At 68.7% G+C, this 13,161-nt stretch carries 13 protein-coding genes; 4 read left to right on the forward strand and 9 right to left on the reverse strand.

Going from position 1 to position 13,161, the window contains the following annotated elements; translation table 11 throughout:
- Positions 1-74 precede the first annotated feature (74 nt).
- Positions 75-1,064: a hypothetical protein gene (locus AB0J64_RS06255; RefSeq protein ID WP_364021489.1), complete on the forward strand. Its 990-nt coding sequence runs from the start codon at positions 75-77 to the stop codon at positions 1,062-1,064.
- A 237-nt stretch (positions 1,065-1,301) separates the two neighbouring features.
- Positions 1,302-1,874 carry a hypothetical protein gene (locus tag AB0J64_RS06260; RefSeq protein WP_364021492.1) on the forward strand — a complete coding sequence of 191 codons (573 nt, stop codon included), beginning with the start codon at positions 1,302-1,304 and terminating at the stop codon, positions 1,872-1,874.
- A 126-nt stretch (positions 1,875-2,000) separates the two neighbouring features.
- Here AB0J64_RS06260 and AB0J64_RS06265 read toward each other — a convergent pair whose 3' ends face one another.
- The 9 genes from AB0J64_RS06265 to AB0J64_RS06305 all read right to left on the reverse strand — a co-directional run bounded on the left by AB0J64_RS06265 (position 2,001) and on the right by AB0J64_RS06305 (position 11,781).
- Positions 2,001-3,596 carry an FAD-dependent monooxygenase gene (locus tag AB0J64_RS06265; protein WP_364021495.1) on the reverse strand — a complete coding sequence of 532 codons (1,596 nt, stop codon included), beginning with the start codon at positions 3,594-3,596 and terminating at the stop codon, positions 2,001-2,003.
- A 340-nt stretch (positions 3,597-3,936) separates the two neighbouring features.
- A complete protein-coding gene (locus AB0J64_RS06270; RefSeq protein ID WP_344987131.1) occupies positions 3,937-4,230 on the reverse strand; it encodes an MTH1187 family thiamine-binding protein in 294 nt (97 codons plus the stop codon).
- Positions 4,231-4,339: 109 nt separating this feature from the next.
- Entirely contained in the window at positions 4,340-4,660 is a 321-nt protein-coding gene (locus tag AB0J64_RS06275; RefSeq protein ID WP_364021499.1) for a hypothetical protein, read from the reverse strand.
- Positions 4,661-4,670: 10 nt separating this feature from the next.
- Positions 4,671-5,348 carry a uracil-DNA glycosylase gene (locus AB0J64_RS06280; protein WP_364021502.1) on the reverse strand — a complete coding sequence of 226 codons (678 nt, stop codon included), beginning with the start codon at positions 5,346-5,348 and terminating at the stop codon, positions 4,671-4,673.
- A gap of 70 nt (positions 5,349-5,418) precedes the next feature.
- Complete coding sequence (locus AB0J64_RS06285; RefSeq protein ID WP_364021505.1) at positions 5,419-6,786, reverse strand: M1 family metallopeptidase; 1,368 nt, start codon at positions 6,784-6,786, stop codon at positions 5,419-5,421.
- Positions 6,787-6,847: 61 nt separating this feature from the next.
- Positions 6,848-7,744, reverse strand: a complete 897-nt coding sequence (locus tag AB0J64_RS06290) for a carbohydrate ABC transporter permease (RefSeq protein ID WP_364021508.1) — start codon at positions 7,742-7,744, stop codon at positions 6,848-6,850.
- 64 nt (positions 7,745-7,808) lie between these two features.
- Positions 7,809-9,185: an ABC transporter permease subunit gene (locus tag AB0J64_RS06295; protein ID WP_364021511.1), complete on the reverse strand. Its 1,377-nt coding sequence runs from the start codon at positions 9,183-9,185 to the stop codon at positions 7,809-7,811.
- A 12-nt stretch (positions 9,186-9,197) separates the two neighbouring features.
- On the reverse strand, positions 9,198-10,526 hold the full coding sequence (locus AB0J64_RS06300; RefSeq protein ID WP_364021514.1) for an ABC transporter substrate-binding protein: 1,329 nt from the start codon (positions 10,524-10,526) through the stop codon (positions 9,198-9,200).
- Positions 10,527-10,533: 7 nt separating this feature from the next.
- Positions 10,534-11,781, reverse strand: a complete 1,248-nt coding sequence (locus tag AB0J64_RS06305; protein ID WP_364021517.1) for an ABC transporter substrate-binding protein — start codon at positions 11,779-11,781, stop codon at positions 10,534-10,536.
- 131 nt (positions 11,782-11,912) lie between these two features.
- Between AB0J64_RS06305 and AB0J64_RS06310 the strand changes: the two genes are divergently transcribed.
- Positions 11,913-12,419 carry a PadR family transcriptional regulator gene (locus AB0J64_RS06310; RefSeq protein ID WP_364021520.1) on the forward strand — a complete coding sequence of 169 codons (507 nt, stop codon included), beginning with the start codon at positions 11,913-11,915 and terminating at the stop codon, positions 12,417-12,419.
- Positions 12,416-13,144 carry an ABC transporter ATP-binding protein gene (locus AB0J64_RS06315; protein ID WP_364021523.1) on the forward strand — a complete coding sequence of 243 codons (729 nt, stop codon included), beginning with the start codon at positions 12,416-12,418 and terminating at the stop codon, positions 13,142-13,144. The genes AB0J64_RS06310 and AB0J64_RS06315 overlap by 4 nt, the downstream gene beginning before the upstream one ends.
- The last annotated feature ends 17 nt before the right edge of the window (positions 13,145-13,161 follow it).

Here is a 13,161-nt window from a genome sequence, read left to right on the forward strand (position 1 = left end):
CCGCGCAACGCCCGATCACCGATGATCCTGAGTGCCTCGCCGACTCCTCTTCGACGCATGGAGCGCACTCACCTATGAAGATCATCCTTCCTTTGCCCGCCACGCTCACGTCCCTCTTCATCGTGGCCATGGAGCAGTTGCTGTTCGACGTGGAGTCGTTCGTGCCCTGGCGGATCGGCGGGCCCTACAGGAGGGCCGCGATCAGCGCCCTGGGCAGCGGAGTCCTGACGGTGACCCACCATCGGACACCTTGGAAACCGACGGCGGCCACCCTCACGGACGACGAGAGACGCCGCTTGCGGCGCACCAGGCAGCACGTGGTGTTCGCCACGACCGCGCCCCCGCACCGGCTCCCCGCCGTCGTCCAGGCCGCGAGAGCGGCCGCCCGCGCCCTGGCCCGCGCATGCGACGGCCTGCTCCTCGATCCGCTGACGGGTTCCACCATCCTCACCTGCGGCAGCTGCGCGGGCGAGCCCACGGACTTCCGCCTCGACGACGACTGGCTGTCCTGGGACGTCCAGGTTCACGACGCCGCGACCTGCCCACCGTGGGACCCGGCGGACACGGGCGCCTGCGACTGCCTCCGCGTCACGTCCCGAGGGCTGCGCCGCTTCGCCCTCCCGGAGATCACCCTCGACGGCGCCGGCTGCGCCCACAACCTCTGCGCGACCAGCCTCCTGCGCACAGTGGCCCACCGCCTGGTCACCGACCACCTGGCCTACGTCACCGCCCACCCGGACGCCACCGAACGCGAGATCGACGACTTCCTCCACATCCCCGCCTCGGACCAGCCGGACGGGAGCCTGCCCTTCGGCGTCCGGCTGACGCCGTACGACGCGGAGCTGGGCGAGCTGGGCCGCACCGGCACCATCCGCCGCCTGAAGATCGGCCCTGCGCCGGGCACCGGCCAGATCACCTGCCTCAAGGTGGGCCCGCCTTCCGGCTTCCCCGGCTCGTTGAACGACTGGCTCTGCGCCACCCAGACCGCCATCCACCCGCCGCTGAGGCTGGTGGACCCGGCGCGGACGCCGGCGATGGCAGCGGTCCCTGGCATCGCGGCCTGACGCCGACGGTGGGACAGCGCTCATCGAGAGGTTTGCCGGCAGGGCCGAGGTTCGCTCCTGTCCGGCGTGCTCAACGCGATGGGCGGTGTCTCTGGGCGAGCAAGTGCCGGAGGACCGCCGTCTCGTTACAGATGATGCAGTTGTGACCGATATGGCACGATTTATTCAGAAAAATACCTGATTGTCCTGAACCAAAATGGGGCGTCCGACCGTCCAAGTGTCGTGATCCCGTTTGAGATGATCGATGAAGATCTGCCTACGGCCCGGGAGCGGGCTCACAGGTGGGAGGAGCTGCGCGGGCGTCGCGCGGTCATCGCCGGTCTGGTGCGTGAGGCGCGGCAGGGGCTCGAAGCGGTCGACATATGGGATCCGGAGCAGGTGGCCGTCGAGGAGGCGAGGCTGGCGGCGTACCGGATGCTCCTCGCGGAGGTGGACCGGGAGCTGGCCGAGGTGGGGCCGGCGCGGGACATCTACGAGGAGCTGCTGGCGCGTGAGGAGCGGCGGCTGGCCCTGTCGGCCGATCCTCGGGGTGCTGAGCTGCTGGAGATCGGGCGGCTGCTGGCCGAGCTGGACGTCGAGCTGCCTGCTTGGGAAGGTGCCAGGGCGGCCGGGGTCGCGGTCCTGCGCGGTGACGAGGTGATGGGCGAGTTCGTCAGGAAGGTGCAGGCGCTCGGCATGATGGTGGAGGCCGGCGTCGAGGGGACGGACGCCGTCCGTGGCCTGGTCGAGCGGCTGGGGGAGCGTTGCCACGAGCTTGAGCGACTGCGTCACCGGCTGCGGACCCGCCGGGAGGAAGTGCTCCTCGCCTGAGCCGGGTGGCGGCCCGAGGGCGCGCCTCTGGTTGGGGGCGGGCGGAGGAGCCACAAATCCGGTTGGGGTCGGGTGGACGTGCCGTGGCCCTCCCCGAACCGGATATCGAGGCGTGAAGCCGAGGGATCAGCGGCTGAGGACCTGCCTCAGGACGTGTTCCAGGGTCTCTGCCGGGCTGGCGTCGGGGCCGGCGGAGCGCCAGGCCACGTAGCCGTCCGGCCGGACCAGTACGGCGCCGCCCCCGTTGACGCCGTACCGCTCCCGGAAGCGCCCCTCCACGTCCATCAGCTCCTCATCCACCACCACCCGCGTGAGCTGTATCCCGAGCCGTTCCTTGACCACGCGCCCCGCGTCCGTCCAGACCTGGCCCCCCTCCCGGTCGGCCAGCAGCACGAAACCGGAGCCGAACAGGTCGATGGTCGAGATGCGCTGCCCCTCCCAGTCGAGGATCACGTGAGGAGCGCGGCTGCCAGGGCGTCCGTTCGGTACGCGGGGATCCTCCAGGATCGAGCCGTCGTCGCCGGGTTCGTCGAGGATGGCCGTGGAGTGGTAGCGCAAGCCGATGATGGCGCCGAAGGGGTCGTCCAGGGGCTCCGGGTATCCGACCCGGGCCGCGGGAGGCATGCGTGCGCCGAGGTTGGCGAGCTGGGCGTCGGCCGTCAGGGTGCCGACGGGGCGGCGCTCGGCGTCGTACGTGTCGAGGAAGGCGGGGCCGGCCTGGCCCGTGACGACCAGCCAGAGACGCCAGGCGAGGTCGCAGCCGTCCTGGAGCGCGGTGCTGCCGCCCTGCCCGCCCGTGGGCGGCATGGTGTGGGCCGCGTCCCCGGCGAAGAAGACCCGGCCCACGCGGTACGTGTCGGCCAGCACGTGCGCCATGGCGAAGAAGGCCCTGTCCAGCACCCGGACGTCCAGATCGGGCCGGCCGACCGCGATCCGTACCAGCTCCAGGCAGCGTTCGTCGGTGAAGTCCGCATCGTTTTCGCCCTCGGCGTAGTTGACCCCCAGCACGTGCGCCCCCACCCCGGTGCCGGTCACGATCACGCCGGTGAAGACGTCGTTCTGCAGGTACCAGAGCGTGACCTCGCGCTCGCGCACCAGCCCGGTCAGATCGGCGTCGAACATGATCGAGCACATCTGGCCCAGCTCGCCCTTGCCTGAGGTGGGCACGTTCAGGAGGCTCCGGAGCGGGCTGCGGTAGCCGTCGGCGGCCACCACGTAGTCGGCCCGCACGAGGTGCTCCCCGCTCGCGTCGCGGATGAGCGCCGTCACCCCGTCGTCGTCCTGCTCCAGAGAGACCAGCTCGGTCGAGAAGCGCAGGTCGGCACCCAGCTCCTCGGCCTTGAACCGCAGCAGCCGCTCGATCTCGGCCTGCGGCGCGCCCACCTGCGTGACGGGCGTGACGTCGGCCAGGAAAGCCGTGTCCTCGCTCTGGCTGTTCATGATCATGTGAGGTTCCGGGTCGGCGAGGCTCTTGGCGATCGCCATGCGCATGTTCTCGCCGATGCCCGCCCAGATCTCGCTGAGCTCCTGCTCTATGCCGGGTACGGGACGCAGCAGCTCGACGGCTCGTGGGCCGACGCCGAACGCCTTCGGCTGGATCGAGGTGCTCGGATGCCTCTCCACCAGCATGACCGGTACGTCGCGCCAGGCCAGGAGCATCGCCGTGCTCAGACCCGCGTAACCGCCGCCCACCACCAGGACGGGGACCCGCTCTTGTTCCATGCTTCTCCACCTCCGGGAACGCGTAGTATCGCGTTTGCGGCCAAGCGACACGATATGTCGCGTCTCGAGAGCCAGTCAAGACATATCTCGATTTGGAGGCTGAGGGTGCGGGTAAGGAAAGGCGGCTGCAGAGGGATAGTGGCCGTGCCGGACATGGCCCATCCAGGCACGGGAGCGCGGAGGCCTGTCCCGGGGCATGCGACCTATCCGGGCATGCGACCTGTCCGGGGCGCGGGAGCGCGGAGGCCTGTCCGGGGCATGGGAGCGCGGATCGTCGCGGGCGTACAGATGCGGCGACCGCGCACCGAGGCGGAGCGCGGTGCTGCTGAAGCGACGCGGGTCAGGAGGAGAGGTGGCGTTCCAGGGACTCGAGTTTGCTGGTCATCCCGTCCGTGACCCCCGCACGGAGGTCGGCCTTGAGCACCAGGCTGACCCGGGGCGCGACCTCCGCCACCGCGTCCACCGCGCGCTTGACGACGTCCATGACCTCGTCCCACTCACCCTCGATCGTGGTGAACATCGCGTCCGTACGGTTGGGCAGCCCGCTGTCGCGGACCACCTTGACGGCGCGGGCGACAGGCTCGGCGACCCCTTCGCCGACGCCCAGCGGGGTGATGGAGAATGCGACGATCACTGCTGCCCCCTTGCGGCCTGCCCGGAGGCTTTCGATCTTAGCGAGCTATCGGCTGCGAAGCCCCGCGAAAAGCCACGACGTCGGCGAACGCCGTGGCTGCCGCGGTACGTCATGCGTGGTCGTGCTCTTCTTCGTCTTCCTCGCTCGGCCCCTCCGACGGCTCCACCCCGAGCACCGCCTCGCGCGGCTCGATCTCGGTGATGTGGTCGACGAGCTGCAGCACGTGGTCGGGCTCGATCAGCCACTGCAGCGCCGAGGCGCCGGTCTCGTCCGATGCGACCAGCTCGGCCTGCTCGGTGCGCTCCTCTTCGGTGAGGTCCGCCTCGGGATGCCTGATCTCGGCCAGTGCCGCCGCCTGCAGCGTGTCAACGTCGAGCACCTCGACGGTCAGCTCGACCGTGAGGCGCAGGAACTTCGGTTCATCACTCATGGCGACGACTTTAGGGCAGCTTCCACTCGACAGGGGTGGTGCCCTGCTGAATGAGCAGCTCGTTGGCCCGGCTGAACGGGCGCGAGCCGAAGAAGCCGCTGCGGGCCGAGAGCGGGGAGGGGTGGGCGGACTCGATGCGGGGGATGTCGCCGAGCATGGGCGCCAGGTTGCGCGCGTCGCGGCCCCAGAGGATGGCGACCATCGGCTTGTTGCGGGCCACGAGCGCGTGGATGGCCTGCTCGGTGACCTGCTCCCAGCCCTTGCCCCGGTGGGAGGCGGGCTTGCCGGGCATCACGGTGAGGACCCTGTTGAGCAGCAGGACGCCCTGCTCGGCCCACGGCGTCAGGTCGCCGTTGGAGGGGCGGGGGAGGCCGAGGTCGGCCTCCATCTCCTTGTAGATGTTGAGCAGGCTGCCCGGCAGCGGCCGCACGTCGGGGGCCACCGAGAAGGACAGGCCGACCGGGTGGCCGGGCGTGGGGTAGGGGTCCTGGCCCACGATCAGCACCTTGACGTCGTCGAAGGGCTGGTTGAAAGCGCGCAGCACGTGCGCCCCCGAGGGCAGGTACTGCCTGCCTTCGGCGATTTCCTTACGCAGGAACTCGCCCATCTCGGCTATCCGCTCGGCGACGGGCTCGAGCGCGCGCGCCCATCCGGCTTCGACGACTTCGTTCAGGGGACGACCGGTCATGGCCGATGAGCTTATCTAGGTCTGGTACGGCTTGCTGCCGAAACGTCGGCTCCGGGCCGTACCAGAATGATCACAGCGACGGCTTGCCCGGCTTGAAGAGCCAGGCGTCGAAGAGGGAGTCGAGCTGTTTGCCGGACACCCGCTCCGACAGGGCGATGAAGGCGGCCGTGTCGGCATTGCCGTACTTGTGGTCGGAGGCCCACGTACGCAGGATCCTGAAGAACGCGTCGTCGCCCACCGTGCGCCGCAGGACGTGCAGGGTCATCGCGCCGCGGTCGTAGACCGGGTCGTGGAAGAGGCCGGCAGGGCCGCCGGGGTCGGCGGGGGGTGTCTGCCAGAACTCGTCGTCGGCCGCTCGCGCGTAGGCGTTGTCGAACGAGCTCTGCACGGTGCTGGTGCCCTGCTTGTCCGACCAGAGCCACTGCGCGTACGTGGCGAAGCCCTCGTTGAGCCAGATGTCACGCCAGAGCGCCGGCGTCACCGAGTCGCCGAACCACTGGTGCGCCAGCTCGTGGGCCAGCAGCGACTCGCTCGGCACGCGCGGGTAGACGGGCCGGGACTGGGCCTCCAGGGCGTAGCCGACCTCGGGGGCGTGGTCGGCGATCCCGCCGGTGGAGGAGAACGGGTACGGGCCGAAGAGGGAGCTGAAGTAGTCGAGCACGGGAGCGTGCCGCTCGGCGAAATCCTTCGCTCCGTCGGCGAGCTTGGGGTCCACGGCGGTGATCACGCGGTAGCCGCCGACGCGGGTGTCGGTGAGCTGGAACTTCCCGATCGACACCGTGGCCAGGTAGCTCGCCATCGGTTCGCGGGAGTCCCAGACGTACGTCGTGCGATCGCCCTTCGACGCCTTGGACACCAGATCGCCGTTGGCCACCGCCACGCGGGTGCTGGGCACGGTCACCGAGAAGCGGTAGGTGGCCTTGTCGCTCATGTGGTGGTTGCCGGGATACCAGGTCATCGCGCCCTGGGGCTCGTTGGCGTTGAACACGCCGTCGCTCGTCCGGATCCATCCGTCCCGGGAGCCGTCCGGGTCGACGACGTGCGTGGGCCTGCCGTCGTAGCGGACCTCGACGGAGAAATCGCGTCCGGGGTGCAGCGCGGAGGTGATCACCAGCTCGGAGCCGCTCTGCGAGAACGCGGCCGGCCGGCCGTTCAGCGTCACGGAGCGGACCGTGAGCGTGCTGACGAGGTCGAGGTCGAAGCGGCTCAGCGCCTGCGTGGCCCGCGCGGAGATCCGCGCCACTCCGGCAAGGCGGTTGGAGCTCGGGTCGTAGTCGAGCGTGAGGTCGTAGTGGCCGGCGTCGTAGCCGCCGTTCCCCTGGTCGGGGAAGTACGGGTCGCCCGCGCCAGGTGCGCCGGGCTGGGCGTCGAGCGCTATGGCGGGGGCGAGCGGTAGAGAGATGAAGGCTGCTGCGGCGAGAGCGAGAAGACGCTTCATTCGAGGATCATAGAACCGCGTCGCGGGCGCCCACCGGAACCGGCGGACGCCCGCGAGCGTGTCACTTCACGGATCCGGCCATCATGCCCTGGACGAAGTACCGCTGGAAGGCGAAGAACAGGACCAGCGGGACGATCAGCGACAGGAACGCACCGGACGACAGGATGTCGATGTTCGATCCGAACTGCCGCATCTGAGACTGCAGGTGCTTGGTCATCGGCTGGTTGTCCGTGTCGGCGAAGACCAGCGCGATGAGCATGTCGTTCCAGACCCACAGGAACTGGAAGATGCCCAGCGAGGCGATGGCGGGCTTGCCCAGCGGGAAGACCACCGACACGAAGATCTTCCACTCCGGCGCGCCGTCCATCCGCGCCGCCTCCAGCAGCGAGGAGGGGATGCCGACGAAGAAGTTGCGGAGCAGGAAGATCGCGAACGGCAGGCCGAACGCGGTGTGGAACAGCACCACGCCCGGGATCGAGCCGAAGATCCCGATACCTCCGTAGAAGGAGGCGATGGGGATCAGCGCGATCTGGATGGGCACGATCAGCAGCCCGACCACGACGAGGAACGCGCCGTCACGCCCGGGGAACTCCATCCACGCGAACGCGTAGGCGGCCATGGCCGCGATGCCGATCACCAGGATCGTGGTCGGCACCGTGATCGCCACGGTGTTCCAGAAGGACGCGGTGAAGCCGCTGGCCAGCAGGTTCGCGTAGTTCGCGAGGGTCAGCTCGGCCGGCTTGGTGAAGACCGTCCACCAGCCCTCGGCGGTGTTGACCTGGGTCGTACGCATCGAGACGACCAGCAGGCCCAGCGTCGGCACCAGCCAGAACAGGCCCAGCAGCACCATGATCAGCTGGACGGCGCCGCCGCCGATCCGGTCCACGATCTTGCTCAGCACGCCTCTGCGCGGCGCCCCCGTCTCAAGTCCGGACGGCACGGTAGCGGTAGCGGTCATGAGCCCTCCTTCGTCGGTCTCACGACCAAGGCGACGTGCTCGTTGGTTCGCTCACTGCGTTCGCTCATGAGTCTCCCCTCCTGAACCGGCGGATGTTCATGATCATGAAGGGGAGGACCAGTATGAGCAGGAAGACAGACAGCGCGCTGCCCAGACCCTGGTTGTTCCCGCCGCCGAACGACACGCGCCACATCTCCAGCGCGATCACGTTCGCCTGCGGCTGGACCGAGCCTGGCGCGATGATGAAGACCAGGTCGAACACCTTCAGCGTATTGATGATCATCGTCACGAAGACGACGAGCAGCACCGGCGACAGCAGCGGCACGGTGATCTTGCGGAACACCTGCCATTCCGTGGCGCCGTCGATGCGGGCCGCCTCCAGCGCGTCACGCGGGATCGCCGCGAGGCCGGCCGCGATCAGCACCATGGCGAAACCTGCCCACACCCAGACGAACGCACCGATGATCGCCGGGGTGATGAGTGCCGGGCCGAGCCAGCTCAGGCCGCCGTAGGAGGCCTGGAAGTTGGACTTCGGGAGCCGTACGACATAGGAGCCCGCGGGCAGGCCTTCGAAGCGGAACGAGCCGTCGTCGGCCGTCGTGGCGGTCCCGGCGACCTTGCCGTTCTGCACGGCCTCGACGGTCATGCCCGGCAGGCCCTTCTCCGAGGCGTCGACCTCGCCGTTCTTGCCGCCGCCTCCTGGCGTGAAGTCGAACCACACGGTCCCGGAGAGTCCGCCGCCGGCCGCGGCGGCCTTGGCGGGCTGGGCGTTGCCCGGCAGCACGTTCGGCTTGACGCCCACGATCGGGATCAGCACCGGCTGGCCTGCCTGGACGGGCTGCTTGGTGACGATCGTGCCGCCCTCGGCGGCGACCGGTGACTGGTCGCCCTCGCGCGGGCGCGCCTCCGGGTAGCCCTGCGAGGAGGAGAACGTGTCGTGCACCGTGGTGAGCACGGCGTTGGCCAGGCCCTTGCCGGGGTCCTGCTCGTAGACCAGGCGGAAGATCACGCCGGCCGCCATCAGGGAGACCGCCATGGGCATGAACACGATGAGCTTGAACGCTGTCGACCACTTGATCCGCTCGGTCAGCACCGCGAAGATCAGGCCCAGCGTGGTGACCACGATCGGCGCCACGACGACCCAGATGAGGTTGTTGCGGATCGTGGTGAGCGTGCTGGAGTCGGAGAAGATCGTGGCGTAGTTGCCCAGTCCCACGAATCCGGTGCCCGCCGCGTCGAACAGGCTCCGGAAGATGGAGTAGACGATCGGGTAGACCACCCAGATTCCCAGCAGCAGCGCCGCCGGGAGGAGGAAGGCGATGGCGACCGCCGGCGAGGGGCCGAGGCGTCTCATGGTACGGGGGGTTTCAGCCGGTCCGGTGGAGGACCCGTCCGCGATCTCCGCGGACGGGGCCTGCGGGCCGTCCAACCGTTCGGTCACGGCCTTACCTCTTTACTTCTTCCAGGCCTTCTTGGCCTCGGCTTCGAGTGCGGTCTGTGCGCCCTTGATGTCGCTCGGGTTGCGGAGGAAGTCCTGCAGCGCCTTCCACTCGCCCTTGCCGTCGGTGCCGCCGAACGCGCTCGGCGCGAGGTCGGACATGTCGTAACGGACGGCGTCGCCGGCCGAGACGATCGTCTGCCCGAGCTGCTTGGTCAGCTCGTCGGGGTAGTTGTCGGGGGAGACGTTCTTGTTGGGCGACAGGTAGCCGGGCAGCTTGGCCCAGATCTCGCCGCCCTCCTTGGAGGCCAGGAACTGCAGCAGCGCCATCGCGCCGGGGGAGTCCTTCATCGCGACCGCGACGTCGCCGCCCAGGACGACGGGCGCCGTGTCACCGGCCTTGGGGAAGGGGAAGTACTTCGCCTGCTCGCCGACCTTGGCGCCCGACTGCGCGGCCTCGACGGCCACGAAGTCGCCCTCGACGACCATGGCGGCCTTCTTGTTGCCGTAGACCTTGGACACGCAGGTCGGGTAGTCGGTTTGGAGGGCGCCGGAGCTGCCGTCGAGCAGGAACTCCTTCTTGCCGACGATCTGCTGGATCTTCTGCAGCGCGGTCGTCACGGTCGGGTCGGTCCACGGGATCTCGTGCTTGGAGAGCTTGTCGTAGTTCTCGGCGCCCGCGGTGGACAGGTAGACGTTCTCGAACAGGTCGGTCAGCGTCCAGCCTGAGGCGGCGCAGAGCGAGAACGGCGGGGTGCCGGAGTCGGCGATGGTCTGCGCGTTCTTGACCAGCTCGTCCCAGGTGGTCGCGGGCTGCACGCCCGCGTCGTCGTACGCCTGCCCGCTGTACCAGACCAGCGACTTGTGCGCCGCCTTGATCAGCACGCCGTACACCTTGCCGTCGGCGGAGCCGAGCTCCTTCCAGTACGGGGTGTAGTTGGTGTCGATCTCCTTGATGACGTCGTCGGAGAGCGGCTTGAGCGCGCTCTGGTCGGCGTACTGCTGCACCAGGCCCGGCTGCGGGAGGACGGCCACGTCCGGCGGGTTCTTGCCCTGGATGCGCGGGCCGAGGTAGGCGCCGGTGTCCTCGCCGGTGGAGGCGTAGGTGACCTCGGCGCCGGTCTTCTCGGTGAAGGCCTTGAGCACCTGCTCGAAGTTCTTCTGCTCGGCGCCGGTCCACTTGGCGGCGACCTCGAGCTTCACGCCCTGGAGCGGCTTGGCACCGGCGGCGGGAGCCGACGCGGAGCCCGACTCGGTGGGGGTGGTGGTCGTGGGGGCGTTGCCGCAGGCGGCGACGGCTACCGCGAGACCGGCCAGGATGACTGCTGCTCTGGCTTTTCGCATGGCTGCCTCACTGTGTTCTGATGATCTCTTCGAGTTCTGACTTCATGGAGGCCGCGACGTCGTCGGCGGACTCGCTGGAGGGGCTGCCGAGCGCCTTGGCGACCGAACTGGCGATCACCAGGCTCAGCTGGTTGTAGTTGGCGCTCACCGGCCGTGGCTTGGCCGCGAGGATGCTCTCCTTGAGCACGGGCAGGTATGGGAAGCGTTCGATCAGTGCGGGATCGTCGTAGAGCTCGGTCCACACGGGCGGGAACGAGCCCTCGGTCAGGACGCGACGCTCGTTCTCCAGACTCGTGAAGTAGCGGATGAACTCCTGCGCCGTGCGCTGATGCTTGGAGTACGCGCTGATCGCCAGGTTGGCGCCGCCCAGCGTGCTGGACCCGGGGCCGTTGAGCCCGGGGAGCCGGGTCACGCCCAGCTTCTTGCCCAGCTTCGCCCTGGCGGGGCCGTAGGCGTGCGGCCAGTTGCGGGCGAAGGCCAGCCGGCCCTCCTGGAAGGCCAGGCGCGACTCCTCCTCCTTGTAGCTCAGCGACTCCTTGGGGATCCAGCCTTCGCGCAGGCCCTGGAGCAGGAAGTCCAGCGCGATCTGAGCCTTGGCCGGATCGAGGGTCACCTCCGTGCCGTCCCGGCTGACGATCTGCCCGCCGGCGGACTGCAGGGCCTCGGAGAAGTTGACGGTGAGCCCTTCGTACGCCAGAAACTGCCCGGCATAGCCTCCAATGTCTTGCTTTTTCATTATTTGACGGGCTTGGTCGCGAAGCTCCGCCCACGTCCGTGGCGGCTTCTTGACCAGGTCGGTCCGGTAGTAGAGCAGTCCCGCGTTGCTCGTGTACGGGACGGCCCAGAGCTTGTTCTTGTAGACCGCCGTTTCCACGACGGGCGGCAGGAACCTGTCGAGCGGGAACAACCCGCGTTCCAGGGGGATGATCCAGCCGTTCTCCGCGAACTCGGCGGTCCAGACCACGTCGAGCCCCAGCACGTCGTACCGGGTGCTCTTGGCCTGGAGGTTGGCTACCATCTGAGCGCGCTGCTCGTCGGCGGCCTCGGGCAGCTCCAGCAGCGTCACCTTCTCGGCCGGGTGGGCCTGGTTCCAGCGGTCCAGCAGGGGTTGCAGGTACGCCGTGGTGTCGCGACCGGTGGCGAACGTGATGGGGCCTGTGCCGCCCGTACCCGTCTCGCCGCCGCCCTCATCGCTCGCTGACGCGCATCCGGCCGCCGTAAGCAGGGCGGCGAGGACGAGCGAAAGTGAGCGCACCTCTGTTTCCTCCATTGTTCAGAGGGGATACATACGTGTTAGGTAGATGCATTCATGTTATGCACACCTGTAATCTGTAGGTCAACGGATAGCCACGTAACGCATTCGTAACACGGTGGGGAGGCGAGGCGGTGCGGCTTCATCTGCTGGCGCTCCTGGCTAAAGAGCCGGCTCACGGCTACGAGCTCAAGCAGGCGCTGGAGCAGACGTTCGGCAGTGCCTATCCTTCTCCCAACATCGGCCAGATCTACGTCACGCTCGGCAGGCTGGAGAAGGACGGCCTGATCAGGGCGGTGGACGTCGAGCAGTCCAACCGGCCCAACAAGAAGGTCTACTACCTCACGGCCAAGGGCCGCGAGGTGCTCACCGACTGGGTGGACGAGCCCACTGAGGGTCCCAGGGTGCGCGACGAGTTCTTCATGAAGCTCGTGCTCGCCCCCCTCACCGGCATCGCGGACCGGATGGCGCTGATCAGCCGGCAGCGCCGCCACTACCTCTCGCTCATGAGCGATCTCAACGACCTCCTCGCCCGCACCCCGCCGACCGACCGGGTGGCGACGCTCCTCATCGAGGGCGCCATGCTCCACCTGCAGGCGGATCTTGACTGGCTGGAGCGTTGCCAGGAGGATCTGGCATGAGCACGGTTGTGAAAACGGTCAATCTGGTCAAAATCTACCAGGATGGCGCAGTGCCCGTGCCTGCCGTGCGTGGTGTGGACCTGCAGGTGGAGCCGGGTGAGTTCGTCGCGATCATGGGTCCTTCCGGGTCCGGGAAGTCCACGCTCGTCCACATGCTGGGCGGGCTCGACACCCGGACGAGCGGCGAGATCTGGCTCGACGGCAAGCGGGTCGACACGCTCTCCGAGAGCGCGTGGGCGCTGCTGCGGCGCAAGAAGGTCGGGTTCGTCTTCCAGTTCTTCAACCTCGTCGCCAACATGACCGTCGGCGACAACGTCGAGCTGCCCGCACTGCTGGCCGGGGCCTCGCCCAAGGTGGCCCGTGAGCGCAGGGAGAGCCTGCTCGGCGCGCTCAATCTCAGCGACCGGGCCGACGCCTCACCCGCGCAGCTGTCCGGCGGCGAGCAGCAGCGGGTCGCCCTGGCCAGGGCGCTGGCCAACGAGCCGAGCGTGCTGCTGGCCGACGAGCCCACCGGCAACCTCGACAGCCGCAACACCCGAGACGTGCTCCGCCTGCTCGGCGACGTCCACAAGAAGGGGCAGACGATCGTCATGGTCACCCACGACGCCCGCGTGGCCAGCCTGGCCGACCGGGTGGTCTCCCTGTTCGACGGGGAGATCGTGGACGACGGCCGCATCGTGCGCAGGCGTACGGGCACGGCCGGCGAGGTGATCGACCTCAGGTGAGCGAGCGAAGCGAGCGA

The organism is Nonomuraea sp. NPDC049695 (assembly GCF_040674955.1).
Lineage (GTDB): Bacteria > Actinomycetota > Actinomycetes > Streptosporangiales > Streptosporangiaceae > Nonomuraea > Nonomuraea helvata.

Coding starts and splice junctions, on each gene's coding strand:
- AB0J64_RS06255 (WP_364021489.1), top strand. CDS start 75: ATGAAGATCATCCTTCCTTTGCCCGCCACGCTCACGTCCCTCTTCATC.
- AB0J64_RS06260 (WP_364021492.1), top strand. CDS start 1,302: ATGATCGATGAAGATCTGCCTACGGCCCGGGAGCGGGCTCACAGGTGG.
- AB0J64_RS06265 (WP_364021495.1), bottom strand. CDS start 3,596: ATGGAACAAGAGCGGGTCCCCGTCCTGGTGGTGGGCGGCGGTTACGCG.
- AB0J64_RS06275 (WP_364021499.1), bottom strand. CDS start 4,660: ATGAGTGATGAACCGAAGTTCCTGCGCCTCACGGTCGAGCTGACCGTC.
- AB0J64_RS06280 (WP_364021502.1), bottom strand. CDS start 5,348: ATGACCGGTCGTCCCCTGAACGAAGTCGTCGAAGCCGGATGGGCGCGC.
- AB0J64_RS06285 (WP_364021505.1), bottom strand. CDS start 6,786: ATGAAGCGTCTTCTCGCTCTCGCCGCAGCAGCCTTCATCTCTCTACCG.
- AB0J64_RS06290 (WP_364021508.1), bottom strand. CDS start 7,744: ATGACCGCTACCGCTACCGTGCCGTCCGGACTTGAGACGGGGGCGCCG.
- AB0J64_RS06300 (WP_364021514.1), bottom strand. CDS start 10,526: ATGCGAAAAGCCAGAGCAGCAGTCATCCTGGCCGGTCTCGCGGTAGCC.
- AB0J64_RS06315 (WP_364021523.1), top strand. CDS start 12,416: ATGAGCACGGTTGTGAAAACGGTCAATCTGGTCAAAATCTACCAGGAT.